This window comes from Pseudomonas sp. R4-35-07, from assembly GCF_003852235.1.
Classification (GTDB): domain Bacteria; phylum Pseudomonadota; class Gammaproteobacteria; order Pseudomonadales; family Pseudomonadaceae; genus Aquipseudomonas.
On sequence record NZ_CP027732.1, the window covers coordinates 312,464 to 336,946 of the forward strand.

At 56.2% G+C, this 24,483-nt stretch carries 24 protein-coding genes and 2 pseudogenes; 10 read left to right on the forward strand and 16 right to left on the reverse strand.

Translation table 11 applies throughout. The features are described from left to right. Nucleotides 1-72: 72 nt before the first annotated feature. From rimK to C4J89_RS01315, 3 genes are all read right to left on the reverse strand, one after another. Nucleotides 73-978 carry a 30S ribosomal protein S6--L-glutamate ligase gene (rimK, locus tag C4J89_RS01305; protein WP_057725432.1) on the reverse strand — a complete coding sequence of 302 codons (906 nt, stop codon included), beginning with the start codon at nucleotides 976-978 and terminating at the stop codon, nucleotides 73-75. Then, nucleotides 975-1,391 carry an ATP-dependent zinc protease gene (locus C4J89_RS01310; RefSeq protein WP_372238979.1) on the reverse strand — a complete coding sequence of 139 codons (417 nt, stop codon included), beginning with the start codon at nucleotides 1,389-1,391 and terminating at the stop codon, nucleotides 975-977. The genes rimK and C4J89_RS01310 overlap by 4 nt, the downstream gene beginning before the upstream one ends. A 78-nt stretch (nucleotides 1,392-1,469) precedes the next feature. Next, nucleotides 1,470-2,249 (reverse strand): EAL domain-containing protein, encoded by a 780-nt coding sequence (locus C4J89_RS01315; RefSeq protein WP_124360797.1) that lies wholly within the window; start codon nucleotides 2,247-2,249, stop codon nucleotides 1,470-1,472. A gap of 116 nt (nucleotides 2,250-2,365) precedes the next feature. On the opposite strand from C4J89_RS01315, the gene C4J89_RS01320 reads away from it, so the two are divergent. Beyond that, nucleotides 2,366-2,773, forward strand: a complete 408-nt coding sequence (locus C4J89_RS01320; RefSeq protein WP_124360798.1) for an RNA-binding S4 domain-containing protein — start codon at nucleotides 2,366-2,368, stop codon at nucleotides 2,771-2,773. Between the two features lie 137 nt (nucleotides 2,774-2,910). Here the strand turns inward: C4J89_RS01320 and C4J89_RS01325 are convergent, their stop codons facing one another. Next, nucleotides 2,911-3,714, reverse strand: a complete 804-nt coding sequence (locus C4J89_RS01325) for a phosphatase PAP2 family protein (RefSeq protein ID WP_124413543.1) — start codon at nucleotides 3,712-3,714, stop codon at nucleotides 2,911-2,913. 123 nt (nucleotides 3,715-3,837) lie between these two features. On the opposite strand from C4J89_RS01325, the gene hslO reads away from it, so the two are divergent. Continuing rightward, on the forward strand, nucleotides 3,838-4,740 hold the full coding sequence (gene hslO / locus C4J89_RS01330) for an Hsp33 family molecular chaperone HslO (protein WP_124369215.1): 903 nt from the start codon (nucleotides 3,838-3,840) through the stop codon (nucleotides 4,738-4,740). Between the two features lie 179 nt (nucleotides 4,741-4,919). After that, nucleotides 4,920-6,461, forward strand: a complete 1,542-nt coding sequence (locus tag C4J89_RS01335; RefSeq protein ID WP_124360801.1) for a phosphoenolpyruvate carboxykinase — start codon at nucleotides 4,920-4,922, stop codon at nucleotides 6,459-6,461. Nucleotides 6,462-6,504: 43 nt separating this feature from the next. Here C4J89_RS01335 and C4J89_RS01340 read toward each other — a convergent pair whose 3' ends face one another. Next, nucleotides 6,505-8,055, reverse strand: coding sequence for a hypothetical protein (locus tag C4J89_RS01340; RefSeq protein WP_124413544.1), 1,551 nt, complete (start codon nucleotides 8,053-8,055; stop codon nucleotides 6,505-6,507). Continuing rightward, nucleotides 8,056-9,117, reverse strand: coding sequence for a hypothetical protein (locus C4J89_RS01345; protein WP_124413545.1), 1,062 nt, complete (start codon nucleotides 9,115-9,117; stop codon nucleotides 8,056-8,058). It abuts the gene before it with no gap. A gap of 316 nt (nucleotides 9,118-9,433) precedes the next feature. Here C4J89_RS01345 and C4J89_RS01350 point away from each other — a divergent pair. Further along, nucleotides 9,434-9,706, forward strand: a pseudogene (locus C4J89_RS01350) (phosphoenolpyruvate carboxykinase (ATP)); the annotation flags it as partial. A gap of 57 nt (nucleotides 9,707-9,763) precedes the next feature. Here the strand turns inward: C4J89_RS01350 and C4J89_RS01355 are convergent. The 5 genes and pseudogenes from C4J89_RS01355 to C4J89_RS01375 all read right to left on the reverse strand — a co-directional run. Next, on the reverse strand, nucleotides 9,764-10,627 hold the full coding sequence (locus tag C4J89_RS01355; RefSeq protein WP_256681767.1) for a DMT family transporter: 864 nt from the start codon (nucleotides 10,625-10,627) through the stop codon (nucleotides 9,764-9,766). Nucleotides 10,628-10,788: 161 nt separating this feature from the next. Next, nucleotides 10,789-11,145, reverse strand: coding sequence for a DUF1493 family protein (locus tag C4J89_RS01360; protein ID WP_124360802.1), 357 nt, complete (start codon nucleotides 11,143-11,145; stop codon nucleotides 10,789-10,791). Between the two features lie 286 nt (nucleotides 11,146-11,431). Next, a complete protein-coding gene (locus C4J89_RS01365) occupies nucleotides 11,432-11,914 on the reverse strand; it encodes a hypothetical protein (protein ID WP_124413546.1) in 483 nt (160 codons plus the stop codon). Between the two features lie 273 nt (nucleotides 11,915-12,187). Beyond that, nucleotides 12,188-12,511 carry a hypothetical protein gene (locus tag C4J89_RS01370; RefSeq protein WP_124413547.1) on the reverse strand — a complete coding sequence of 108 codons (324 nt, stop codon included), beginning with the start codon at nucleotides 12,509-12,511 and terminating at the stop codon, nucleotides 12,188-12,190. A 274-nt stretch (nucleotides 12,512-12,785) separates the two neighbouring features. Further along, nucleotides 12,786-12,938, reverse strand: a pseudogene (locus C4J89_RS01375) (YhfG family protein); the annotation flags it as partial. A gap of 162 nt (nucleotides 12,939-13,100) precedes the next feature. Here C4J89_RS01375 and C4J89_RS01380 point away from each other — a divergent pair. The 3 genes from C4J89_RS01380 to C4J89_RS01390 all read left to right on the forward strand — a co-directional run bounded on the left by C4J89_RS01380 (nucleotide 13,101) and on the right by C4J89_RS01390 (nucleotide 16,939). Further along, a complete protein-coding gene (locus C4J89_RS01380) occupies nucleotides 13,101-14,276 on the forward strand; it encodes a tetratricopeptide repeat protein (RefSeq protein ID WP_124413548.1) in 1,176 nt (391 codons plus the stop codon). Between the two features lie 270 nt (nucleotides 14,277-14,546). Continuing rightward, nucleotides 14,547-16,484 (forward strand): ATP-dependent DNA helicase RecQ, encoded by a 1,938-nt coding sequence (locus C4J89_RS01385; protein ID WP_124413549.1) that lies wholly within the window; start codon nucleotides 14,547-14,549, stop codon nucleotides 16,482-16,484. 23 nt (nucleotides 16,485-16,507) lie between these two features. Next, nucleotides 16,508-16,939 (forward strand): thioesterase family protein, encoded by a 432-nt coding sequence (locus tag C4J89_RS01390; RefSeq protein ID WP_124413550.1) that lies wholly within the window; start codon nucleotides 16,508-16,510, stop codon nucleotides 16,937-16,939. 144 nt (nucleotides 16,940-17,083) lie between these two features. Here the strand turns inward: C4J89_RS01390 and C4J89_RS01395 are convergent, their stop codons facing one another. The 3 genes from C4J89_RS01395 to fdhD all read right to left on the reverse strand — a co-directional run bounded on the left by C4J89_RS01395 (nucleotide 17,084) and on the right by fdhD (nucleotide 20,974). Next, nucleotides 17,084-17,572 carry a glycine zipper domain-containing protein gene (locus tag C4J89_RS01395; RefSeq protein WP_124360808.1) on the reverse strand — a complete coding sequence of 163 codons (489 nt, stop codon included), beginning with the start codon at nucleotides 17,570-17,572 and terminating at the stop codon, nucleotides 17,084-17,086. A gap of 217 nt (nucleotides 17,573-17,789) precedes the next feature. Further along, nucleotides 17,790-20,138: an FdhF/YdeP family oxidoreductase gene (locus C4J89_RS01400; RefSeq protein ID WP_124360809.1), complete on the reverse strand. Its 2,349-nt coding sequence runs from the start codon at nucleotides 20,136-20,138 to the stop codon at nucleotides 17,790-17,792. Continuing rightward, nucleotides 20,135-20,974 carry a formate dehydrogenase accessory sulfurtransferase FdhD gene (gene fdhD, locus C4J89_RS01405; protein WP_124406020.1) on the reverse strand — a complete coding sequence of 280 codons (840 nt, stop codon included), beginning with the start codon at nucleotides 20,972-20,974 and terminating at the stop codon, nucleotides 20,135-20,137. Before fdhD ends, C4J89_RS01400 begins: the two co-directional genes overlap by 4 nt. A 211-nt stretch (nucleotides 20,975-21,185) precedes the next feature. On the opposite strand from fdhD, the gene lysM reads away from it, so the two are divergent. Further along, the gene (lysM, locus tag C4J89_RS01410) at nucleotides 21,186-21,626 is read left to right on the forward strand and encodes a peptidoglycan-binding protein LysM (protein ID WP_124360811.1); all 441 of its coding nucleotides are present in this window, start codon (nucleotides 21,186-21,188) and stop codon (nucleotides 21,624-21,626) included. 109 nt (nucleotides 21,627-21,735) lie between these two features. Here lysM and yrfG read toward each other — a convergent pair whose 3' ends face one another. Further along, on the reverse strand, nucleotides 21,736-22,398 hold the full coding sequence (gene yrfG / locus C4J89_RS01415; RefSeq protein WP_124413551.1) for a GMP/IMP nucleotidase: 663 nt from the start codon (nucleotides 22,396-22,398) through the stop codon (nucleotides 21,736-21,738). Nucleotides 22,399-22,485: 87 nt separating this feature from the next. On the opposite strand from yrfG, the gene nudE reads away from it, so the two are divergent. Both nudE and cysQ read left to right on the forward strand, forming a co-directional pair. Continuing rightward, nucleotides 22,486-23,052 carry an ADP compounds hydrolase NudE gene (nudE, locus tag C4J89_RS01420; RefSeq protein ID WP_124360813.1) on the forward strand — a complete coding sequence of 189 codons (567 nt, stop codon included), beginning with the start codon at nucleotides 22,486-22,488 and terminating at the stop codon, nucleotides 23,050-23,052. Next, complete coding sequence (cysQ, locus tag C4J89_RS01425; RefSeq protein ID WP_124413552.1) at nucleotides 23,049-23,885, forward strand: 3'(2'),5'-bisphosphate nucleotidase CysQ; 837 nt, start codon at nucleotides 23,049-23,051, stop codon at nucleotides 23,883-23,885. Before nudE ends, cysQ begins: the two co-directional genes overlap by 4 nt. 127 nt (nucleotides 23,886-24,012) lie before the next feature. Here the strand turns inward: cysQ and C4J89_RS01430 are convergent, their stop codons facing one another. Continuing rightward, on the reverse strand, nucleotides 24,013-24,468 hold the full coding sequence (locus C4J89_RS01430) for a thioesterase domain-containing protein (RefSeq protein WP_124415988.1): 456 nt from the start codon (nucleotides 24,466-24,468) through the stop codon (nucleotides 24,013-24,015). Nucleotides 24,469-24,483: the final 15 nt, after the last annotated feature.

Here is a 24,483-nt window from a genome sequence, read left to right on the forward strand (position 1 = left end):
ACTGACCGACCGCTATCGGGAGCAAGCCCCCTCCCACATTTGAACTGATGTTGTGTCAGGGGCAAAGCTTTTTCAGCCCTTTCCCTTGGTCCGGGTCATGTTCGGCCCGCCATTTTTTTCCAGATGCTCAATGATGATCCCCGCCACATTTTTACCCGTGGTGGTCTCGATCCCTTCCAGGCCCGGCGATGAGTTCACCTCCATGACCAACGGGCCATGGTTGGAGCGCAGGATATCCACGCCCGCCACGGCCAACCCCATGACCTTGGCTGCACGCAGCGCGGTCATGCGCTCCTCCGGGGTGATCTTGATCAGGCTCGCGCTGCCGCCACGGTGCAGGTTGGAGCGAAACTCACCCGGTTTGGCCTGACGCTTCATGGCGGCAATCACCTTGTCGCCCACCACGAAGCAGCGGATATCCGCACCGCCCGCTTCCTTGATGTACTCCTGCACCATGATGTTCTGCTTGAGGCCCATGAACGCCTCGATCACCGATTCCGCCGCCGTTGCGGTTTCGCACAGCACCACGCCGATGCCCTGGGTGCCCTCCAGCACCTTGATCACCAGCGGTGCGCCATTGACCATTTCGATCAGGTCGGGGATGTCATCCGGGGAGTGGGCAAAGCCGGTGACCGGCAGGCCGATCCCCCGGCGCGACAGCAGCTGCAGCGAACGCAACTTGTCCCGCGAGCGCGCGATGGCTACGGATTCATTCAGCGGGAAGACCCCCATCATTTCAAACTGGCGCAGCACCGCGCAGCCATAGAACGTCACCGAGGCGCCGATGCGCGGGATCACCGCGTCAAAGCCTTCCAGCGGCTTGCCCCGGTAGTGGATCTGCGGCTTGTGGCTGGCAATGTTCATATAGGCCCGCAACGTGTCGATCACCACCATTTCATGGCCACGTTCAGTGCCGGCCTCGACCAGGCGGCGGGTAGAATACAGACGCGGGTTTCGCGACAGCACAGCGATCTTCATGCAGCACCTGGGGCAGAAATAGTAGAGACCGGGAACGCCGGCTTGTCTTGAACGTACTTGACGCCCGGGCTGACCACCAACTGGCCGTCAATCAGCGCCTTGGAGCCCAGCAACAGGCGATAACGCATGGCTTTGCGGCAAGCCAGGGTGAATTCCACCCGCCACACCCGATCGCCCAACGCCAGGGTGGTGCTGATCACGTAGCGCACCTGTGCATGGCCGTTGGAGCTCTTGATGGTTTTCATCGTTACCAGGGGCGCTTCGCAGCGGCGGTGACGCAGTTGCACCACGCTGCCCAAGTGGGCGGTAAAACGCACCCACTTTTCGCCATTACGCTCGAATGGCTCGATTTCAGTGGCGTGCAAGCTCGAGGTACTGGCGCCGGTGTCGATCTTGGCGCGCAGGCCAGCCACTCCCAGGTCGGGAAGCGCCACCCACTCTCGCAGACCCACAACGGTCAAATGGTCAAATGTCTTCAATATGGGTACCGGTCAATGTGCCCAGGCGTCAGGCGAAACCTTGGCCAGGGCATTGAATGCGGGCTTGGCGAACCAATAGCCCTGCATTAGAAATATTCCACAGTCGGAGAGGAAGTCCCGCTCGCCGGCACTTTCGATGCCTTCGGCGATGACAGTAACCCCCAACTGCTCACAGATTGTGACAATCCCCCGGACGATCACCTGACGGACACGGTCTTGATCGACATCGCGAATCAGCGCCATGTCGAGTTTGATCAGGTCCGGCTGGAAATCGGCCAGCAGATTCAGCCCCGAATAGCCCGCGCCGAAATCATCGATGGCGGTCTTGAAGCCGAATTCGCGGTATTCACGCAGAATATTCGTCAAATGGCGATTGTTATCTACATGCTCGCTTTCCAGTGTCTCGAAAATCAGGCGGTCCAGCGGAAAATTGTGCGCGCGGGCGGCCTCCAGGGTGCTGCGGATACACAGTTCCGGACGGTATACGGCATTGGGCATGAAATTGATGGAAAGGTGAGTCTGCATGCCCAGGGCGGCAGCGCCGGCAATTGCCTGGGTGCGGCAGCGCTGGTCAAAGCGGTAGCGATTGGTTTCGTTGATATGTGCCAGCACCGATAACGCGTTCTCACCCTGGGTGCCGCGCACCAAGGCTTCATTGGCAAATATCGAATGGTCACGCAGGTCTACGATAGGCTGGTAGGCGAAAGCGAAATCGAACCCCAGGGGCTCGCTTTGCTGGCAACCCACGCACCGCTGGTTGGGCGAGGTGAGTGAAACGGGAAAGTCGGTCACAGCGTGTCCTCGCGAAAACAGAGTGCTACCTGGCGTATCTTAGGTGAGCCTCAGGGTTTATGCGTCGAAGCGTTTCAACGGTAAGGTTGCGACATTTTTCAGAGCGAGGAATTCAAGTGGCTCAAAAACAGGAAGAGGAAGAAAAGGTCCGCCTGGACAAGTGGCTGTGGGCCGCGCGTTTCTACAAAACCCGTGCCCTGGCCAAGGCCGCTATCGAGAGCGGCAAGGTGCACCATCGCGGTGAGCGCTGCAAGCCGGGGAAGGAACCGCGTGTCGGCGACGAGTTTCAGATTCGTACAGGGTTCGATGAAAAGACTGTCGTGGTTCAGGCGCTTTCCGCCGTGCGCCGGGGTGCGCCAGAAGCGCAGACGCTGTATGTGGAGACCCAAGCCAGCATTGCCAAGCGCGAGAACGCTGCGGCCATGCGCAAGGCGGGAGCTTCGGGTTTGACCACCGACGGCAAGCCGAGCAAAAAGCAACGCCGTGACTTGTTCAAGTTTCGCGGCAGTGGCAATGATGATTGACTGCGCAAATCTCCAGCGCAAAGAAGATCAAAAATGTGGGAGGGGGCTTGCCCCCGATTGCTGTAGGTCAGCTACCTATAAGCCGACTGATCCACTGCTATCGGGAGCAAGCCCCCTCCCACATTTGGCCGGTGGTGTTAACGGGCTGTGCGTATCACACTCAATCGCCCGATCACCGGCAATTTGCCAAGCAACCCGAAAACCGGCGCTGTTACCCGCAACAGGAACCCCGACACCTTCGCTGCAAACGGCGTGTAGTAACCCCAACCCAATGCCAACAGCGCCAGCAAAACCCCGCCGATGTAATCGTCCTGGCCCCAGTGCGCGCCTGCTACCAGTCGCGGCATCATGAACAACAGCGCCAGGCCCCATATCGCCAGTACCTGGCCGCTGCGCCTGGCGAACACGGTCATGAACATCGCCCAGATCAACAACACCGACGCATGATCGCCGGGAAAGCTCTGGCTCGATCGGTCTTTCAGTTCCCAGGTTTTCTCCAGCCCAGGGAAAAAATCACTCATCTGCACTGCGCCGCCGATCACCATCGACGGGCTGCTGTGCTGCCAACCCATCTGCGCCGCGAGTTTGGAAAACAGCATGCGGATAAACAGCAGCAACAAAAGAATGCTGAGGAAGCCAAAGAACGCTTGGCGAACCTGCACGGCCTTGAACACCCAGTCGCCGCGTATCAGCAGCGCCAACAGAATTACCCCGACGACCGCATCAAACGGCCGCAGGCTCGCCACTGCCCACACATGCAACCAAGTGGAGTTGCTCGCCAGCGGACCGTTGAGCAGATGAAACAGCCACTCGTCGAAAACCACACACAGCATCTGCCCAGTGGGCCACAGCCAAAAACACAGCAGCCCGATAGCGACTAGATTGCAAAGAGCCCATCGCCGGAGGTTCCAGTTCGCTTGGAACAAACCCGGATTGTTCATAAACTGTCCCTCATCGCTCTATCAAGCTCCTTGTTTTAGGAGAATCCGCACCAATATGGCGCTAAAGCGTTTAATTTTATAAACGTTGTAATCATTTTGTCATCACTTCAGATACCCAGACCTATGACTGATCTACCGGATACCGACTTCACCCAACGCTTTATCTTTGACGAGAACGACGCCCGCGGCGAATTGGTTTCGTTGGAGCTCAGCTATGCCGAAGTCCTTGCCAAACACGCGTATCCGGAGCCGGTCGCGCAGTTGCTCGGTGAGTTGATGGCTGCGGCTTCGCTGCTGGTGGGCACGATGAAATTCGATGGCTTGCTGATCCTGCAGGCGCGTTCCGAAGGTCCGATCCCAATGCTGATGATCGAGTGTTCCAGCGAGCGCGAGATCCGTGGCCTGGCCCGTTATGACGTCGACCGGATTACACCGGATGCCACTTTTTCCGAGCTGATGGCCGATGGCGTGCTGGCGATCACCGTTGACCCCACCGAAGGCCAGCGCTACCAGGGCATCGTTGACCTCGACGGCGAGACCTTGGCGGACTGCTTTACCAACTATTTCGTAATGTCCCAGCAAGTCGGCACCAAGTTCTGGCTCAACGCCGACGGCAAGCGCGCTCGCGGCCTGTTGTTGCAGCAATTGCCGGCTGACCGCATCAAGGATGAGGATGAGCGCACGGATAGTTGGCGCAAGCTGACCGCTCTGGCGGGCACCCTGACCGCTGAAGAATTGCTGGCACTGGACAACGAGACCATCTTGCACCGCCTGTACCACGAAGAGGCCGTGCGCCTGTTCGACGAACAGTCCCTGCGCTTCAATTGCAGCTGCTCCCGCGAGCGCTCGGCCAATGCCCTGGTCAGCCTGGGCCTGGAAGATGCGCAGAATCTGGTGGTGGAGCACGGTGGCCATATCGAGATCGACTGCCAGTTCTGCAACGAGCGTTATCTGTTCGATGCTGCCGATGTCGCCCAATTATTCGCCGGCGCAGGCATCGACACCCCTTCCGACACCCGCCACTAAAACGTTTAAGCACAGGTAAATCACCTGTCAAATGCCGGATTAGAGGCGTTCTGACGGGAGGGCCCTACTTTTTTTGGGCTTTTCTGGCATAATCCGGCCCACTTTTTTCGCGGTAGTAGTGCGCAACTTTCTACTACAAAACGTTTGGAGCACTCGGCCATAGGCCGACGGGGAACCTCATGACGCAAGCCAATAACGCCGTATACACCGATCTGAGTGTTGACGATCTGGTCAAAGAAGCCCTGCAGCGCGGTGAAGGCGTGCTTGCCGATACTGGCGCGCTGGTCGTAGAAACCGGTCACCGCACCGGTCGTTCGCCGGTCGATCGTTTCATCGTTGAAGAGCCGACTACCCAGGCCGCAATCGCCTGGGGCCCGATCAACCGCAAGTTCCCGGCCGACAAGTTCGATGCCCTCTGGGCTCGCGTCGAGGCCTTCAACAATGCGCAAGAGCATTTCGTTTCCCACGTTCACGTAGGGGCTGCCGAAGACCACTACCTGGCCGTGAAAATGACCACCCAGACGGCCTGGCAGAACCTGTTCGGTCGCTGCCTGTTCATAAACCCGGCCCAATACAACCCGGCCGGTCGTGAAGAGTGGCAAGTGCTCAACGTCGCCAACTTCGAGTGCGTGCCGGAGCGTGACGGCACCAACTCCGACGGTTGCGTGATCCTTAACTTCGCCCAGAAAAAAGTGCTGATCGCCGGCATGCGTTACGCCGGTGAAATGAAGAAAGCCATGTTCTCGGTGCAGAACTTCCTGCTGCCGGCCGCCGACGTGCTGCCGATGCACTGCGCCGCCAACATCGGTGAAGCAGGCGATGTGACCCTGTTCTTCGGCCTGTCCGGCACCGGCAAGACCACCCTGTCCGCTGACGAAAGCCGTTACCTGATCGGTGACGACGAGCACGGTTGGGGCGAAGGCGTGGTGTTCAACATCGAAGGCGGTTGCTATGCCAAGTGCATCGACCTGTCCGAGCAGAACGAGCCGGTTATCTGGAAGGCCATCAAGCACGGCGCCGTGCTGGAAAACGTCGTCATCAACGAAGCCGGGCATGCCGACTACGCCGATGTCAGCCTGACCCAGAACAGCCGCGCCGCCTACCCGCTGGAACACGTTGCCAAGCGTTCCGAGAAGAACCTGGGCGGCGAGCCCAACGCGGTGATTTTCCTGACCTGCGACCTCACCGGCGTGCTGCCGCCCGTGTCGATCCTCAGCGAAGAACAAGCGGCCTACCACTTCCTGTCCGGCTACACCGCACTGGTGGGCTCGACCGAAATGGGTTCGGGCAGCGGCATCAAGTCGACTTTCTCCACCTGCTTCGGCGCACCGTTCTTCCCGCGCCCGGCCGGTGAATACGCTGAGCTGCTGATCAAGCGCATCCGTGGTTTCGGTTCCAAGGTCTACCTGGTCAACACCGGCTGGACCGGCGGCGGCTACGGCGTCGGCAAACGCTTCAACATCCCGACCACGCGCGGCGTGATCGCAGCGATCCAGAGCGGCGCGTTGATCGGTGCCGAAACCGAACACCTCGACACCATCAACCTCGACGTGCCATTGGCCGTACCGGGCGTCGAGACCGGCCTGCTGAACCCACGTAACACCTGGGCTGACAAGGCTGCCTACGATGAAGCAGCGAAGGCGTTGGCTGGGTTGTTCATCGAGAACTTCAAGAAGTTTGAAGTGAGCGATGCGATTAAGGCTGCTGGGCCTAAGTTGTAAGTAATTAATCGTAAACTACTAAACCGCCTCCAGGGGCGGTTTTTTATGTAGATAGAAGATTGGTTTTAGGTAGGATAATTTTTTTGCTTTGGTCTTTAACCGATGGCGGAGTAACTAAATCATTTTTAGGGCTGGGCTTTTCAATGTCAGATTTTGAGATGGCAACCCCAATTGAAAATACCAGAAAAAACGACACAATGGTCAACACCCATAGCACTGTGTATTTTTTGATTCTTTCTTCTGTGTGAATATCTACACTAACGATTACAGGATCAATGCTTGAATTTAATTCATCCTCACTTAAAATGTTTTTGTAATTCGAAAGAATTGAATTTTTCGTCTGTTTCGTTATATAAACGATCCTGTCTTGTGTGTCTTTTCTGGAAAAATATAACCAGAAAGTAGACGCCACACAGATAAAAATAGAAATTAAAAAGTACTCTTTGGAAAATATTTTCTCAGAACCTGCATCTTTTAGTCCGTTAATTACTACGACTGAGACTATAAATGAGATAAAGGCAACTGTGCTATTTTGAAACGAGCTTATAAAGCCGTCGGTCGAGTCTAAGGCCCGCTTGTTGAACTCAGATATAAATTCTAAAAGTTTTCCTTTTAATTCAAGATATTGAGTTACATTTTCCTTTAAGTATATTTCATAATTTGATTGGATTGTATGCCAAGTATTAATTGTTAAGTTGAGTTTTCCGTCTTGACTGTTAAGGGTGAAGATATTTCTCACTAACCCTAGTTTGTCAGTAGAGGGACCGTCTGAGAAGACCCACGAGTAAATCTTAAATACAATTTTATTATTTTCTTTAATGTCCTCCGGTTGCTGAGCTATTGTACTAAAAGAGCGGTAGCCATTAAATTTAAATTGAATTTCTCCGCGCGTATTAACTTCTGTACTGTTAGATAAATATGCAAGAGCATAAATAAGTTTTGAGCTTTGAAAGAACTTTATTAGCTTGGATGGTATATTTTCTTGCATTGAAAAGTCGAAATCGGCCGCCGTAAAATTGTAGGGTAATCCTATTAATGTGGTGCCTTCTTTGAAAGACGCTATTTTTTTATTACGGTTTTTCTGCATTTGTGCTTCAATTTTTCTTATATTTTCGCCATGCTTTATGAATTTTATTGTCTTGCTTCCAAAGCAGTTTATTTCTTCAAAAAGTTCAAATATAAGTTGCTCTCTCATGTTCCTGCTGAGGAGCTCTATAGATTTTAGTATGCTTTGGGATGAAAGAAAGTCTGCAAAAAGTTTTAGGTTGTAAATCGAATAGGTTTGTTCGATGAAATTTTTATTAATTTTTAGTTCTAATGTTAAGGTTGTGTTATCTCCGTTGTACTCGTTGTAGTGAATCTCTAGTTTATTTATTTCACTTGGAGTGCAAGAAGTTATTGTTTTATCCGATCCATCCAGTTCAATTGTGAATTCAAAGTTATCCCTAACTGATATTTTCTCCAGCTGAGATACTAGGTTTTTAATATCTAGCCAAGAATGTAGCTCAAAGCTGGCGTCAAGTGTGTATCTAGAAAGTACATCTTGGGCTTCGAATGTTTTGGATTTATTCTTGAGATCGGAGAAGTTCAACATCTACAGTTCTCGTTCTTTTCTTTTGAATTGTTTGGCAAGTTTTGATTCAATGACCACGAGCTCTCGTCCATCGGACGTGATCTCGGACCAGACTTTTTCGGATAAATTACTGATTCCTTCTCGGATTGAAAGAGAAATCTCAGTGGTGAGTTTGTAATTTGTATTTCGGAAAGGTACGGCTGAGGGCACTAATTCAAAAACAGTATCGAAGCCTTTGTTTTTTGGGAGGTCTTTAAGCTTTATAATAAGTTTTTGTTTTGCTTCTTCGAATTCGTTGTTGTCTGATTTATAATTAGATATTGTTGCGTCAAGAAATTTAAAGTAGTCAATTGAGCCTTCCTGCTTGAAGGCTGCAACCGTCGCGTTTCTAAGTATTGTGTAGTCTTGAGGGAACTCTTTCTTTAGCGTGGCGAGCTTGGTTATCGTTTCCGTGCAAGCCGTAGTTGTATTGAAGGTATCTGTATTTCTTTCCCTCAACTCAAGAAACTCTGCCCACCAGTATTTAGTCAGGCCGGATTTTGAGTCATAGATATTGATGCATGTAGGAGACTTTTTATCATCGAAGTCAACCTTGAATGCTTTGTATACTTTCTCCGTTAGGCTGAGCCCCTTTCTTTTCTTGAAGTCTATATCATCTAAAATTACTAAATGGTCGACTTTTACGCCAAGATAACGCAGATTGCCATTTTCTTTGTAAATAAATTGTAGAAAACTGCCAGTTTTCACGTGGGCGCCGTCATTTTTTCCGAGATGCTTATATCGCTCATTGGTTGTTATTTCTTGGTCTAGCAACTTCTGAACTAAATTCTCACCAGCAAAGTTGACACTTAAGTCTGCGCTTTCCGATACTGTTCTTGTTGAGAGTTTGAAGGCACTTTCCGGCTCGCTAAAATCAAAAATTCGTTTTTGCTCTTTATTGTTGATTTCTACTAAGAGTGTTTCGAGATAAACTTCGAGATCTTGGTTTTTAAGATCTCCAGCGATTTGCTCTTTTGTTTTGTTCAGGATGTCTACATGGAAAAAGCAAGTGCTAATAACACTGTTTCTATCAAGAATTGCCATAAGAACCTCTTTTGAATGATTTCTAGCTGATTAATTATTATTTTTTGAAAATTTTGTCGGCGCGTGTTTATCAACCCATAACTGCTTATGGGCCGTGAGTACGGATACCCTCATATTTGTTTGAATTAAATATCGAACTTCCATTTTTTCAGGCCCTATCCTTGACTTTTACCGTTTTTATTCGCTGCGCTGGCGATCGGATCTATTTCAGAGACTAAACTGGAATGGCATCATTTTGCTAGCATTAAGTGATGCGAGTGACGTCGCTTTGGATACTCTATAAAAACGCTATTGGCTTAGTGAAAATTGATCGTGCAAACGCTTCAACATCCCGACCACGCGCGGCGTGATCGCAGCGATCCAGAGCGGCGCGTTGATCGGTGCCGAAACCGAACACCTCGACACCATCAACCTCGACGTGCCATTGGCCGTGCCGGGCGTCGAGACCGGCCTGCTGAACCCACGTAACACCTGGGCTGACAAGGCTGCCTACGATGAAGCAGCGAAGGCGTTGGCTGGGTTGTTCATCGAGAACTTCAAGAAGTTTGAAGTGAGCGATGCGATCAAGGCTGCAGGGCCTAAGTTGTAAGATCCGATCGTTGTGAAAAAGCCGCCTCTTGAGGGCGGCTTTTTTGTGCGCGAAAGGTCAGTCGGCGATATGTAAAACCACTGCCCCGACCAGCACCAGCACAACCCCCAGCACCTGCACCGCCGTCAGCCGCTCCTTGAAAAACACAAACCCCAGGATCGCTGCAATCCCACCTGACAGCGTACTGATCACCGTTACCACCGAAACCGACCCTGCCATTGCCCCCCACGAAAACGCCGAGAAACCACCGAGGTTCATCACGCTCGCTCCGGTCAATGTCGCGCAGTTTTTCAGCGGCGGGATTTTCAAGCCGTCCTTGATCTTCAGCACCATCATCACCATTACGCACCCCCCAACCAGATAGCCCAGCCACAGCATGGTGATGGGGCCCAGCGCCGGCAGCGTATAGCGGCCTTGCAGCCAGAAACTGGTGCCGTACAGCAGCGCGGCGAGCATGGCGTAGGCGATGGACAGGCGCGGATTGTTGTGGGGTACGCCGTTGTCCTTATGGAGGCTGGAAAGGATCACGCCGATGGCGCACAGGCCGATGCAGCCGAGTTGGACCAGGCTGATCTGCTCGCCGCTGGCCCAGGACAGCAAGGTGGTGACTACGCCGTATGAGGTCACGAGTGGCGCAACAATGGCGGCTTTGCCCAAGGCGAAGGCCTTGGACAGTGCGAGGGCGCCGGACACGGTGAGCAGCGCGGCCGCGATACCCAGGAGCCAGACGCTCAACGGCGCATTGAGGGATTTGGAAAAGAAGGCAGGAAAACTGACCAGCAGCAGGGTCATGATCAAAAAGCCGAGGGCTTGGCCGAAATACACCGCGCGTTTAACACCAACGGCCCGGGCGTTGAGGCCCACCAGAAAGTCCGTGCCGCCCCAGAGCAGGGCGGCCAGCAGGCCCATCGTTACGTCCATGTAAGGTCCTTGTTATGCATACCGTTCGCCAGGTTAGCGCAGATCCAAATGTGGGAGGGGGATTGCCCCCGATTGCGGTGTAACAGTCAAAAGTTGGCCGCCTGACACACTGCTATCGGGAGCAAGCCCCCTCCCACACTTGATTCTCGGTGTACTTCAGTTCAGCTCAGGTTTTCCAGCGTTTGCGTGTCCCAGCTGTGGGTCTTGATCGCCAGGTAGAGCATACCAATGGTCAGCGGGACTTTGTCGCCATGCCCCTTGGCCCGGCGCTTGAGGAACACGTCGAAGACCGGTGGGTTGAAGTAACGATAAGTGTCGTAGTCGCCCAAGTCGAGGGCGAACTCCTGCTCCAGTGAGTCCATCAGTTGCTTGGCCTCGCTGCCGTCACAGCCCAGGTCGAAATTGAGTGAGGTTTGCAGATGGATGGTCTTGTGTTTCGGCAGGCCGATTTCTTCGTGCAGCAGTTGCAGAAGTTGCTGCATGACGGGGTCTTCGGGGAAGTTGGGGGCGAGGTTCATGGTGGGGGCACGCAGGAGTGGGTGAGGGGGACGGTTGCGTTGGTGGCGATACTTGTTTTGGCTTTTTAACAAAATGATGCCTGTTACAAAAGCGATGACCGGCAGGCTCTCTGTTTGTGTCTCCCTTATCCAAGAGGTGGCGCAGAATAAGATTGTCGGACCGCTCACCACGAGTATGAGCCCAAAAGCCTTTCTGAATACGGGCCGCTTGATTGTTTTGTCGGCTAAAGCGGGAAGTGCCAAGAGTAGAATCAGATTTATCCATTGGATGTACATGGTTATCGTATTAGCCACCCTGAAATTGTCGGACCATTGACGAGAGAGATCGCTGAGGGCCGATGCCTCCGTTGACCTGAGCGTCGATCCCTATAACGACGTCACCGGCGTGATAGCTACGAATGAGGCCTTTGATAGTCAGACCTACGGCTGCTCCTGCGGCGAGTCCAACTGCTGGAGATGCCAGACTCATTGGCGCTGATATCGCGCCGCTGATTAATCCTGCAACGATTTCCCCGCGAATGTTGAGCAAGTCGGCATGTTGCCGGGTGATTGGCTTCGAGATGCCGATGGTGATTTTGCAAGGCAAATCACGGGCAAGCATTTTGTCGTATAAATCTACGAGCCGCTGGCGCAGCTCATTTGCGAATGTGCCTGCTTCCAGTAGGCATAGATTTGCCAGTGCGTGCCGGTTGGCTGGTAAGGCTATAAGGCGAAGCACCGTGAAGGTGATGCCATAATGGCCGATGTATTGAGTCCTTTCGATGTTCACGGGTGTCCGCCGAGAAAGTTGAGACCGCGCTATTTTCATTCAGCTACGGGTAACTTCTGTAGACGTTAGGTGGGTATTTGGAGCAGTTTGGGAAGGGGATGTCGCGGTGTTTGGAAGTTTCTTACAGCGGTTTCCGGCATTTGTGCCTTGGCAGCGACGCCATAGGTAAAACTGGTCAAATGTGGGAGTCGGGCTTGCCCGCGTTGACGTTGGGTCAGGTGTGGAAATGTCGCCTGATGCTCCGCTATCGCAGGCAAGCCAGCTCCCACAGGGTTAGCTGCGTGGCTGGCCAGTTTGTGTTGGACTGTCGGCCGCCGGCTGTAGCTGCACGTGTTGCGCCGCTTCCAGCAAATCACATCCGTCCTGGACGAGCAGGTACAAGGCGTTGGTGATGTGGGAGATGTCTTTGAGGTCGGCGTGTTCGAAGGTCAGGCAGGAGAAGGTTTCCAGTAGGTCCGTAGCTGCGCGGATGCGTTGGTGGGCGGCGGACTGGATGTCTTCGGCTTTGGCTTCGGTGTCGATGACGAGGGGGTAGGTATCGGTGAAGTTAGTGCGCAGAATGCGATAACGATTGGTTGGGAGGTTGGGCTTTGTCATTTCAGTTCCAATACAGATTCAAAGAAATACACCAAACGAGTTGGCACGTTTGTCCCTGCTGTTTTTCGGATGACCAAACCCGGTCGCTGATTTGGCAGCGACGGAACGAACCTTAGAAGTGAGTGTGTTCTCGGGCAATAAACGAATGGTTTAACTGTTCATGGCCTCAGATCATTCCCACGCTCCTGCGTGGGAATGCATCCGGTGACGCTCTGCGTCACCAACACCTGAGGTTCAAGCCGTGCAGTGATGAGGCGTTGAGTTCGCGAGGCAAATACTGGGCAAGGACCGCGGCTCTCGTCGGCAGAGCATTGTCGACATCGGACGGTTGGGTGTCGAAGCCTGCCAGACGCAAGCTGGCAAGATAGTTGGAGCGTTGTATCTGCTTGTAGTAAGCCTGTTTCTGCTTGAACGTCATCTCTTCCACGGCGCAGTTCTCCAAGACAGAGGCTGGTTTCATCGTGCGGTCAGTGTTCGCTATAACCACGTCACATTCCTTATAAAAAATCCGCCAGCGCGCTGAATTCAGCGTATGTTTCACCGCAAAATCTTGTAGGGCAATTCCGCCCACTACTTAAAGGGAATTAGCATGGGTTTGCTTCGTGTCGCTTCGGCGATGTCATTGTGTGCGGTGGCTTTTTCCGTTCAGGCCGAGCAGTTGCCGATCGAGGTGCTGAGCGCGGTGGTCAAGGACCAGAAAATCGCCGACGCCGAGGTGTTGCTGCAACGCAACGGTGCGCAGAACGTGGTGGGCCGCACCAACGCTCAAGGGCAGGTGACGCTGACCAGCGAGGCGGCTGACGACGCCAGCAATCTATTGATCATCAAAAAACCGGGCTATTCCAACCTGGTGGTGAAATGCCCGTGCAAGGGCATGACCTACGCTATCAGCCCTGTGATGGAAAACCTCGATGGCTTGCGCGTGGTGCTGAGCTGGGGCCAGACGCCGGAAGATCTCGACTCCCATATGATCTTCCCCGGCAACAATATCTACTTCGAGAACAAGACCGGCGCCGACGCCGAGCTGGACGTGGATGACACCGACAGCTACGGCCCGGAAACCATCACCCTGCAGAAAAAACACTACGGTGAAAGCTACGTTTACGCCGTGCATGACTACAGCAACGGCGGCAATCCAGGCTCGCGTCAGTTGTCCAACAGTGAAGCCAAGGTGTTCGTATACATGGGCCAATCGCTGGTGCGCACCTACTACGTGCCGAAAAACCGCAGCGGTAACCTGTGGACCGTGTTCCGCATGACCGGCAGTGGCGACTTCCAGGACATCAACACCTTCAGCGGCGTGACCGTGAATGCCGCCAATGTACTCAACGAAGTCAAACCATTACTGGACGACAGCGTTGCGGTTACCGCAGTGGCCGTCAGCTCTTCCGCACAGACCGACGCGAAGCGTCTGAACGTGCAGGGTGAAGCTGCTTACCAGGCGGGTAATCTGGACCAGGCGATTGATCTGTTCCGACAGGCCATTGATCTGGATAACGGCTTCGGTAAAGCTTATGGCAACCTCGGCTTGGCGTATCAGAAGGCTGGCAACACCGCCGAATCGATCTGGGCCAACCGCAAGGCCATCGCCCTGGCGACGGGGGCCAATGCGGCAACCGTACGCGCGGGTGCCTACTACAACATTGCCCGAATCTACGAAGCGGCGGGCCAGTTCCCGGATGCGCTGCGTCACTACCAATTGGCCAAGGAGCAGAAGGCCAATCCGGTGTACGACACGGCGATTGAGCGGGTGCAGAACCGCTGATTCGGTTCTAGCGCGGTTTTGAAATGTGGGAGGGGGCTTGCTCCCGATAGCAGTGGATCAGTGAGTTATTTGTAGCTGATCCACCGCCATCGGGGGCAAGCCCCTTCCCACATTTGGTTGTTGGTGTTCCTACAGTCGTATTTGGCCCAAGGCCATTGCTGCACCCTGTGTATCATCCTGTCTCTTTTTTCCATGCGACCTTTCTCGATCCGCTGAACTTAATGGGCTACGTTTTTAAGCCACGTTCAACGGTCAATGGAGTGACAGCCTATGCACGACACCCTCCAGCAGGTCTTTGGTTATCCACAGTTTCGTTTGGGCCAGCAAGAGACGGTCAGCGCCGTGCTGGCCGGTCGTTCGGCGGCCGCTATTTTCCCCACCGGGTCGGGCAAGTCCCTGTGTTATCAACTGTCAGCCGTATTGCTGCCACACCTGACGCTGGTGGTGTCGCCATTGTTGGCATTGATGCAGGACCAGTTGGGTTTCCTGCGGCGTCACGGCATTTCAGCGGGCAGTATCGATTCGGCGCAAAGCCGCGAGGACGCCAATGACGTGATGGCTCGCGCACGTTCCGGCGAATTGAAAATCCTGATGATTTCCGTAGAGCGCTTGAAAAACGAGCGTTTCCGCAACTTCCTGCAAAGTGTGCAGCTCTCGCTGCTGGTGGTGGATGAGGCGCACTGCATTTCCGAATGGGGCCACAACTTCCGTCCGGACTATCTGAAGCTTCCCGACTACCAGCGCCAGTTCAAGATCCCACAAGCGCTGCTGCTGACGGCTACGGCCACGCCCAAGGTAATTGCCGATATGCAGGCCAAGTTCGCCATTGCGCCGCAGGACGTGATTACCACGGGCTTTTACCGGCCCAACCTCAACTTGTTGGTAGAACCGGTGAGCGGCGCGGACAAACGCCGCCGTCTCGTGCAATGGATGAGCGAGCGGGCCAATCAGCCGAGCATCGTCTACGTCACCCTGCAAAAAACCGCCGAGCAGATCGCCGAGCACCTGAACCGTAACGGCATCCAGGCCGAGGCGTATCACGCTGGGTTGCCGCACGACAAACGCGAGGGCATCCAGCAGCGTTTCATGGGCGGGCGCTCCAATTGCATTGTCGCCACCATTGCGTTTGGCATGGGCATCGACAAAAGTGATATCCGCAATGTGGTGCACTTCGACCTGCCCAAATCCATCGAAAATTACAGCCAGGAAATCGGCCGCGCCGGGCGCGATGGCCAGCCTTCGGACTGCCTGGTGCTGGCCAATCGCGACAGCGTCAATGTGCTGGAAAACTTCGTGTACGGTGATACGCCGGAGCAGGAAGGTATCCGCCGGGTGCTGGAAGAGGTGCAGGCCGCGCGAGACGAGGGCCAATGGGAGTTTTTACTCAGGTCTTTATCGGACCACAGTAACATTCGCGAGCTGCCGTTGAAGACGCTGCTGGTGCAGTTGGAGCTCAAGGGCGTGATCGCGCCGCGCTACGCGTTTTATGCCGAGTACCGTTTCAAGTACCTGATCGAACCCGATGCCTTGCTGGCCCGATTTTCCGGGGAGCGGCAACAGTTTGTCGCGGCGATCATCCAGGTGTGCAAACGTGCGAAAACCTGGGCGACGGTGGATTTCGACGCGCTCTACCTGCAGCACAACGCCGAGCGCAGTCGCGTGGTGAAGGCGTTGGATTACTTCCAGGAGCAGGGCCTGATCGAATTGGAAAGCAAGCAGATGACCGAGGTCTACAGCTTGCTGAACACCGATTTTGACCCACAGGTGCTGAGCGCCGGGTTATACACAGGCTTCAAGCAGCACGAGGTGACAGAAGTGGCGCGGATTCACGCCATGCTTGATCTGTTCGCCACCGAGCAGTGCCTGGGGCAACGCCTGGCGCGCTATTTCGGCGATGAAAATGTACCTGAGCGTTGCGGGCATTGCTCGGTGTGCCACGGGCATGTCGCCCATCTACCGCCGCCGCCGAGCCTGCCGCCGCTTGTGGATAAGAATTTCATGGGGCTGTGCGGCGATTTTATCCACAGGCATCATGAGCACACCGGCCAATTGCCGGGTGCGGAACGGTTGACGCGCTTTCTGGGTGGGATCAGCGTGCCGTTGTTCACCAAGTTGAAGGCGCGGGGTATTCCCGGGTTCGCTGCGCTGGAGGACTACCCCTACGCCGAGGTTCGTGAGTGGGCCGAAGCTCATTTGAATGACCTGTAAACTCCTTCTAACGAGAGGTGCCCATGCCTGACTCAGTGCCACAACGTGCCGATTACGCACACTTCCAGCCGATCATTACGCGCTGGCACGACAATGATGTGTACGGCCATGTGAATAACGTCACCTACTACAGCTTTTTCGACACGGCGGTGAATACCTACCTGATCGAACAGGGTGGGTTGGATATTCATGACGGGGAAGTGGTCGGGTTTGTAGTCAGTTCGGCGTGCGATTACTTTGCGTCGATCGCTTTCCCTGAGCGCATTGATATCGGCCTGCGGGTGGGCAAGTTGGGCAATAGCTCAGTGCAATACGAGTTGGCGGTATTCAAGGCAGGCGAGCAGGAAGCCTGTGCGGCGGGGCGTTTTGTGCATGTGTTTGTCGACCGGGGCACGAACCAGCCGGTTACGATTCCGGGGAGGTTGCGTGAGGCGTTGCAGAGGTTGGTGGCCTGACTCGGTCCTGCAAACACCGCTGAACCAAATGTGGGAGGGGGCTTGCTCCCGATAGCGGTGGATCAGTCAATACATACAGTGACTGATCCATCGCTATCGGGAGCAAGCCCCCTCCCACATGGGATTTTCTGTGTTCGTCAGGCCTTAGTCATCATAACGATGATGGCGCTTGTGCTTGTTCTTGCGATGCCCATAGGCATGACCGCGGCCAGGGTGGCCATCGCGGTAGTAGCGACGGTCGTCGCGGCCACGGTAACGACGGTCATCGTCATCGCTCTTGTTGCCCATGTAGTTGCCCAGCGCGCCACCTGCGCCACCGCCGGCAGCTGAGCCGATCAGTGCGCCGGTGCTGCCGCCGACACTGCGGCCTACCACGTTGCCGCCGGCAGCGCCCAGTGCGCCGCCAATGGCGGCTTCGCCACGGCTGCGTTTGTCGGCGCCGACCGCGCTACCGCCCGCGCCACCCAGCGCTGCGCCGATGGTCGAACCGGTGTTGCCGCCCAACTGCTGGCCGACAACCGAGCCTAGAACCCCGCCCAATGCGCCGCCCACACCGGCTTCGGTGGTGCCACCGGCCATGGCTGCGCCACTGACCAGGCCAAGGGACAACAAGAGAATCGAGGAGAACTTCATTCAGGGAAACCTCAAGGGGATGACGGCGCGATCCTGAGGTTGTATCGAGCCGCTGACAATCGAAATCCGACCGGCGGCAGCAGTTGTATACAATTTGCTAAGTTGCTGTTTTGTATAGGGAACTTAAGTTGTTTTTACGAGTCTTTAGCTACTTGGGAAAGGCCGCTTTTATATAAAAAGCGGCCTTTTTTTGTGCCTGCAAAATGTGCAGCACACGTCAGGCCGAGCGCGCCATGATCAACCCATTATCGCTCGCCGCTTCCAAACGAATCGCCACAAACTTCGACGTTGGCGTATGGCTACCGTCGCCCGTGCTTTCCAAGGGCACCAGAGGGTTCACTTCCGGATAGTAAGCAGCGGCCTGCCCGGCCGGAATATCGAACGCCAGTAGGGTGAAGCCCTTGACGCGCCGCTCTCGGCCGTCTTCCCACAGCGAAATGATGTCCGCCTTCTGCCCCGGCTTGAAGCCCAGGCGGATGATGTCGGCTTCGTTGACGAACAGCACATCCCGTTGGCCTTTGACCCCGCGATAACGGTCGTCTAGCCCATAGATAGTGGTGTTGTACTGATCGTGGGAACGCATCGACTGCATGATCAGGTCCGGCACACGCCCTGTGGCGTGGGTGCGTTCGTGAATCAGGTCTTTGGGCAGGACGTTCGGTCGGAAGTTGGCGCGGCCCGATGGGGTGTTCCAGCGGCGTGCGCCGGCGGAGTTGCCCAAGTAGAAACCGCCCGGGTTTTTGAGCTTCTCGTTGAAGTCCTTGAAGCCTGGAATGGTGTCGGCGATCAGGTCGCGAATGCGTCTGTAGTCAGCCACCAGCCAATTCCAATCCACCGGTTTGCTGCCCAGGGTCGCGGCGGCAATGCCCGCCACAATCGCGGGCTCCGATTTCATCAGCTTCGACAGCGGCTGCAATTGGCCGTTGGAGTCGTGGACCATGCTGAACGAGTCTTCCACCGTCACCGCTTGCGGGCCCTCGGCCTGGATATCGATGTCGGTACGGCCCAGGCATGGCAGGATCAGCGCGTCTTTGCCGTGCATCAGATGGCTGCGGTTGAGCTTGGTGCTGATCTGTACAGTCAGGTCGCAGTTACGCAATGCTTCGAACGTGCGGGTGCTGTCCGGCGTGGCCTGGGCGAAGTTGCCGCCCAGGCCGATAAACACCTTGGCGCGGCCTTCAAGCATCGCGTGGATGGCTTCGACCACGTTGTGGCCATTGGTGCGCGGCACCTGGAACTGGAAGCGGCGCTCCAGTGAGTCGAGGAATGCCACCGGTGGGCGTTCGTTGATGCCCATGGTGCGGTCGCCCTGCACGTTGCTGTGACCGCGCACCGGGCACAGGCCTGCACCTGGGCGGCCGATATTGCCGCGCAGCAACATCAGATTGGCGATTTCCTGGATGGTCGGCACCGAGTGACGGTGTTGGGTGATGCCCATCGCCCAGCACATGATCACGTTCTTGCCTTTGGCATACATGCGCGCGGCTTGCTCGATCTCCACCAGCGTCAGGCCGGACTGCTCGACGATTTCCTCCCACGAGGTGTCGTCGATCTGGCCCAGATAGTCCAGCACGTTGATGGTGTGTTCGTTGAGGAAGTCGTGATCGAACACCGCTTCCTTGCCTTCGGCCAGGGCTTGACGCTCCCACAGCAGCAGGAACTTGGCCATGCCGCGCAGAATGGCCATGTCGCCGCCCAGCGCCGGGCGGAAATAGGCGGTGTTGGTTGGCTTGTCGCCGTTGGTGAGCATTTCCAGCGGATGTTGCGGGTGCTGGAAGCGTTCCAGGCCACGTTCTTTCAGGGGGTTGATACACACCACCTGAGCGCCGCGCTTCACCGCTTCGCGCAGCGGCTCGAGCATGCGCGGGTGGTTGGTGCCGGGGTTCTGGCCCCAGACGAAAATCGCGTCGGCATGTTCGAAGTCATCAAAGGTCACAGTGCCTTTGCCCACGCCCACACTCTGGGCCAGGGCGACGCCGCTGGCTTCGTGGCACATGTTCGAGCAGTCCGGGAAATTGTTGGTGCCGTAGGCGCGCACAAACAGCTGGTACAGGTAGGCGGCTTCGTTGCTGGCGCGGCCCGAGGTGTAGAACTCGGCCATGTCCGGGCTGGGCAGGGCATTGAGGTGCTTGCCGACCAGGTCGAACGCGGCGTCCCAACTGATGGGCTGGTAGCGGTCGGTCGCGGCGTCGTAGCGCATAGGCTCGGTGAGACGCCCTTGGTACTCCAGCCAGTAATCGCTTTGTTCCAGCAGCGCGGTCACGCTGTGTTTGGCGAAGAATGCGGCGTCCACGCGGCGCTTGGTGGCTTCCCAATTGACCGCCTTGGCGCCGTTTTCGCAGAACTTGACCATGCCACTTTCCGGCGAGTCGCCCCAGGCACAGCCCGGGCAGTCGAAGCCGCCGTTCTGGTTGGTCTTGAGCATCATGCGCAGGTTTTTCAGCGCGTTGTCGCTGGTCAGCCAGGCGTGCGCCACGCTGATCAATGCACCCCAGCCGCCTGCCGGGCCTTTATAGGGCTTGTAGCGTGGGGTTGGGGTTTGGTCGGCTTGGTGGTGAAGGCTCATGGCTGGTACTCCATCGCTGGGCTGTAGACCCGCGGCGCGCTTTTCTGCGGCAGGTGGATGAGATTGAGGTTATGCCGACGCGCCCATTGCAGGGCAAGGCCGGTGGGCGACGACAGGCTGACCAGGGTCTGGATGCCCGCGCGCAGGACTTTCTGGATCAATTCGAGGCTGCAGCGGCTGGTGACAATTGCCAGGCCACCGTCGGTCGGAATCTGTTGGCGGATCAGTGCGCCAATCAATTTATCCAGAGCGTTATGCCGGCCGATGTCTTCGCGGCCCATCAGCAATTCGCCCTGGTTGTTCATAAATATGGCTGCGTGCACCGCGCCGCTGTGTTGGCCCAAGGGCTGGAAGGCGCTGATGCGCTGGCGCAGGCCATCAAGCCATGCGGCGGGTGGCAAGGGTGCGCCGGGTAGCACCTGCAGGTCGGGCAAAGCCTGCTCCACGGCTTCGACGCCACACAGCCCGCAGCCGCTGGTGCCCGCTAATTGGCGGCGCTGCTGCTTGAGGTTCCAGAACGCCCGGCTGGAAATCTGTACCTGGGCATACTGTGCAGAGCCCGAACCGCTGAGCTTCAGGTCATAGATGTCGCTGACGTCGGTGATAATGCCGCTGCCAAGGCTGAAGCCGACAATGAAGTCTTCCAGGTCGGTCGGCGTCACCAGCATGACGGCCTGGCTGATGTCGTTATAGGCAATCGCCAACGCCACCTCTTCGGCCAGCGCAGTACTGCCGACGTCTGTGTGTTCGAGATTGCTGTACTCATAGCTCTGGCTGGCGGCGGGCGCGGGCATTTCAAGGGCGGGCGCCGCGCAGGTTGGGCGCTTGGCGTTCATGAGGCAATTACCACCGACGGATTGATCAGTGTTCAGACTAGGCGCGACAAAGGGTCGCGTCTAATTGCCAGTATTGATGTAGTGATAGACGGCGTCGATCAAGGCTCGGTTTTGCGCGGTTGTCTGCTCGTCTTTGGGGCCGCTGGAACCCAAATCCTTGGGACTGGTCTAGTCTTGGGCATCAGGAACTTAAACCCAAGGAGAGCGCACTATGAGTATTTTCAGCTTTATCAAAGAAGCCGGCGAAAAGATCGTCGACCTGTTGACGCCGGGTAATGCTAATGCGAGTGAGCAGTTGAAGGAGCATGTGAGCAAGGTGGGCCTGGGTAATCCAAACGTGCAAACCACCGTGGATGGCGACAAGGTCACCGTGACCGGTGAAGTGGCCACCCAGGAAGAGAAAGAGAAAATCCTGCTGGCACTGGGCAACATCGCCGGCGTGGCGAGCGTGGATGATCAGATCACCGTCACGGGTCCTACGGTTACCGCTGCGCGTTTCGTCGTGGTGAAAAAGGGCGATACCCTCAGCGCGATTTCCCTGGCTGTGTACGGTAATGCCAACCAGTACAACAAGATTTTCGAGGCCAACAAGCCACTGTTGTCGCACCCGGACAAAATCTACCCAGGCCAGACCCTGCGTATTCCTGAGTAATACGCACAACAACCCTGTGGGAGGGGGCTTGCCCCTGATGGCAGAGTGTCAGTCACTGGATGTGTTTCTGATATACCGCCATCGGGAGCAAGCCCCCTCCCACATGGGTTCAGAGTCCGGCTATTAGATCGCGGTAGTCCGCGACAGCCGCGAATTCAGCTGTGTCCTTCGGCCCCTTCTTGCTGTCCGGCTCCTTCACCGCCAGCAAATGCCCCACACCGAACTCCCTGGCGCTGCGCAGGATCGGCAGGGTGTCGTCGATAAACAGGCTGCGGGCCGGGTCGAACTGGATATCAGCGTGCAGCGCTTCCCAGAACTGCTGGTTTTCCTTGGGAAAACCATAATCGTGGGAGCTGATCAGTTGCTCGAAGTAAGGCGCCAGCTCAATGCGCTCCAACTTCAATGACAACGAATCGCGGTGAGCATTGGTGATCAGGATCACGCGTTTGCCGGCCTGTTTGATCGCCGCCAGAAATGTATCGGCGTCCGGGCGCAGGGCGATCAGGTGGGCGGTTTCAAGCTTGAGTTCGCGTACTGGGATCTTCAGTTCGGCGCTCCAGAAATCCAGGCAATACCATTGCAACTGTCCGGCGTTACGCTCGAACAGGGGCTGCAGTTCCATTTCGGCCATGGCCCGGCTTACGCCATGCAATTCGGCATAACGCTGGGGCAGGTGCTCCATCCAGAAATGGTTGTCGTAGTGCAGGTCGAGCAAGGTGCCGTCCATGTCCAGCAGGACGGTATCGATGGCGTGCCAGGGCAAAGAGGGCATGGGGCGTTCTCATGTAAGTAAAGATATCCGACACAGACAATCGGAAAAGCCACGGTATAGTAACCCGATCACGCCAAGGAGCCGTTCATGCGCCAGAAACCCACCGTCCTCGCCCGCGAAATAGTCGCCAGTAGCCGTTTGTTCCGCGTGGAGGAAGTGCAATTGCGCTTTTCCAATGGCGTTGAACGGACCTACGAGCGCCTGGTGGGCCGTGGTGCCGGTTACGGCGCAGTGATGATCGTCGCGATGATCGACGAAGACCATGCTTTGCTGGTGGAAGAATACTGCGGAGGCACCGACGAGTATGAGTTGTCCCTGCCTAAAGGCTTGATCGAGCCCGGCGAGGATGTATTGGCGGCGGCGGATCGCGAACTCAAGGAAGAAGCCGGCTACGGCGCACGCCAGTTGGAACACATCACTGAGCTTTCGCTGTCACCCGGCTATATGAGCCAGAAAATCCAGGTGGTGCTGGCCACCGAGCTTTATGAAGAACGCCTGGAAGGCGATGAGCCCGAGCCCATGCGCGTGGAGCGGGTCAACCTGCGTGAGCTGTCTGCACTGGCGCAAAACGAGCAGTTCAGTGAGGGCCGGGCGCTTGCCGCGCTGTACCTGGTGCGAGACCTGCTGACCCAGCGTGGAGTGTTTACCTTATGAGCGAACTGTTTCTGGGCCACCCTCTTATCGCGCCCGTCATCGAACTGGCTCGCCAGGCCGGTGAAGCCATCCTGCCGTACTGGCGTGCCGACGTCGCGGTTACCTCCAAAGCGGATGATTCTCCGGTGACGGCCGCCGATCTGGCTGCGCACCATCTGATTCTCGCTGGCCTGACTGCGCTGGACCCAAGCATTCCGGTGCTGTCCGAAGAAGACGCCGATATCGACCAGAGCGTGCGCGCCGGTTGGCAGCGTTGGTGGCTGGTGGACCCGTTGGATGGCACCAAGGAATTCATTGGTGGCAGTGAAGAATTCACCGTCAATATCGCCTTGATCGAACAAGGCCGCGTGGTGTTCGGCGTGGTGTCGATGCCCACCAGTGGTCGTTGCTACTTCGGCGGCGCGGGCCTGGGGGCTTGGCGTTCGGATATGAATGCCGCGCCCAGGCAGATCCAAGTGCGCCAGGCTCCGGCCGCGGGTGAAGCCTTTACCGTGGTTGCCAGCCGCCGTCATACCAGCCCGGAACAGGAGCGTTTGCTGGAGGGGCTGAGCCAAGGCTTGGGGGAGCTGAAACTGGCGAATATCGGCAGCTCGTTGAAGTTCTGCCTGTTGGCCGAGGGCAGTGCCGACTGCTATCCGCGCCTGGCGCCGACCTCGCAGTGGGACACTGCGGCGGCGCAAGGCGTGCTGGAAGGGGCGGGGGGCGAAGTGCTGGAGTTGAATGGCAAGCCGTTCAGCTACCCGGCGCGGGAATCGTTGTTGAACCCGTTCTTCCTGGCATTGCCGGCCAAGGCGGCGTGGCGTGAGCGCCTGTTGACCCTGGCCAGATCTTAAGACCACAGCAAAACAAAATGTGGGAGAGGGCTTGCTCCCGATGGCAGTATGTCAGTCAATATCTAAGTGACTGATCCACCGCTATCGGGGGCAAGCCCCCTCCCACATTTGCTTTGTGTGATGGCGGCTAGCGGTGCAGGACGTACTGGCCGGTGAAGGTCACTGCACGTTCTTCACTGCCCTCATTCACAATCCACGTCTCCAGCGTCAACCGCGCACGGCCATAGCGCTTGTACGTTGCGACAAAACGCTTCCACACTTTCTCCTCCGGCGCTGCGCAAATCACCGTCGCGTCCTGCGTCACCGGCAAGGGATAGCTGATCTGCCCTTCCTGAATCACGATATGCCCGTCTTCGATCCCTTCCTCGCGCAGTTTCAGGTGCAACCAACCCCAACCCGCCAGCACGGCGCCGCAGTAGAGGCTGCCGCCAAACATGGTGCTCTTGTGGTTGATATTGGCTTGCAAGGGTAAATGCAGTTGCAGTTGGCCGTGTTGCCAGTCGAGCACCTTGAGGCCCATTTCCCGGGTGAGGGGGATGTCGTGATGGAGGATGGATTCCAGGTAACGGCTGTCGCGGCTCATGGCGGTCTCTTGGCG

Excerpts from the sequence above, each read along its gene's own strand:
- C4J89_RS01345 (WP_124413545.1), bottom strand. The coding sequence starts at position 9,117 with ATGGCAATTCTTGATAGAAACAGTGTTATTAGCACTTGCTTTTTCCAT.
- C4J89_RS01355 (WP_256681767.1), bottom strand. The coding sequence starts at position 10,627 with ATGGACGTAACGATGGGCCTGCTGGCCGCCCTGCTCTGGGGCGGCACG.
- fdhD (WP_124406020.1), bottom strand. The coding sequence starts at position 20,974 with ATGAACGCCAAGCGCCCAACCTGCGCGGCGCCCGCCCTTGAAATGCCC.
- hslO (WP_124369215.1), top strand. The coding sequence starts at position 3,838 with ATGACTGATCTACCGGATACCGACTTCACCCAACGCTTTATCTTTGAC.
- C4J89_RS01325 (WP_124413543.1), bottom strand. The coding sequence starts at position 3,714 with ATGAACAATCCGGGTTTGTTCCAAGCGAACTGGAACCTCCGGCGATGG.
- C4J89_RS01380 (WP_124413548.1), top strand. The coding sequence starts at position 13,101 with ATGGGTTTGCTTCGTGTCGCTTCGGCGATGTCATTGTGTGCGGTGGCT.
- yrfG (WP_124413551.1), bottom strand. The coding sequence starts at position 22,398 with ATGCCCTCTTTGCCCTGGCACGCCATCGATACCGTCCTGCTGGACATG.
- cysQ (WP_124413552.1), top strand. The coding sequence starts at position 23,049 with ATGAGCGAACTGTTTCTGGGCCACCCTCTTATCGCGCCCGTCATCGAA.
- C4J89_RS01335 (WP_124360801.1), top strand. The coding sequence starts at position 4,920 with ATGACGCAAGCCAATAACGCCGTATACACCGATCTGAGTGTTGACGAT.
- C4J89_RS01390 (WP_124413550.1), top strand. The coding sequence starts at position 16,508 with ATGCCTGACTCAGTGCCACAACGTGCCGATTACGCACACTTCCAGCCG.
- C4J89_RS01370 (WP_124413547.1), bottom strand. The coding sequence starts at position 12,511 with ATGACAAAGCCCAACCTCCCAACCAATCGTTATCGCATTCTGCGCACT.
- lysM (WP_124360811.1), top strand. The coding sequence starts at position 21,186 with ATGAGTATTTTCAGCTTTATCAAAGAAGCCGGCGAAAAGATCGTCGAC.
- C4J89_RS01340 (WP_124413544.1), bottom strand. The coding sequence starts at position 8,055 with ATGTTGAACTTCTCCGATCTCAAGAATAAATCCAAAACATTCGAAGCC.
- C4J89_RS01400 (WP_124360809.1), bottom strand. The coding sequence starts at position 20,138 with ATGAGCCTTCACCACCAAGCCGACCAAACCCCAACCCCACGCTACAAG.
- C4J89_RS01385 (WP_124413549.1), top strand. The coding sequence starts at position 14,547 with ATGCACGACACCCTCCAGCAGGTCTTTGGTTATCCACAGTTTCGTTTG.
- C4J89_RS01395 (WP_124360808.1), bottom strand. The coding sequence starts at position 17,572 with ATGAAGTTCTCCTCGATTCTCTTGTTGTCCCTTGGCCTGGTCAGTGGC.
- nudE (WP_124360813.1), top strand. The coding sequence starts at position 22,486 with ATGCGCCAGAAACCCACCGTCCTCGCCCGCGAAATAGTCGCCAGTAGC.
- C4J89_RS01360 (WP_124360802.1), bottom strand. The coding sequence starts at position 11,145 with ATGAACCTCGCCCCCAACTTCCCCGAAGACCCCGTCATGCAGCAACTT.
- rimK (WP_057725432.1), bottom strand. The coding sequence starts at position 978 with ATGAAGATCGCTGTGCTGTCGCGAAACCCGCGTCTGTATTCTACCCGC.
- C4J89_RS01430 (WP_124415988.1), bottom strand. The coding sequence starts at position 24,468 with ATGAGCCGCGACAGCCGTTACCTGGAATCCATCCTCCATCACGACATC.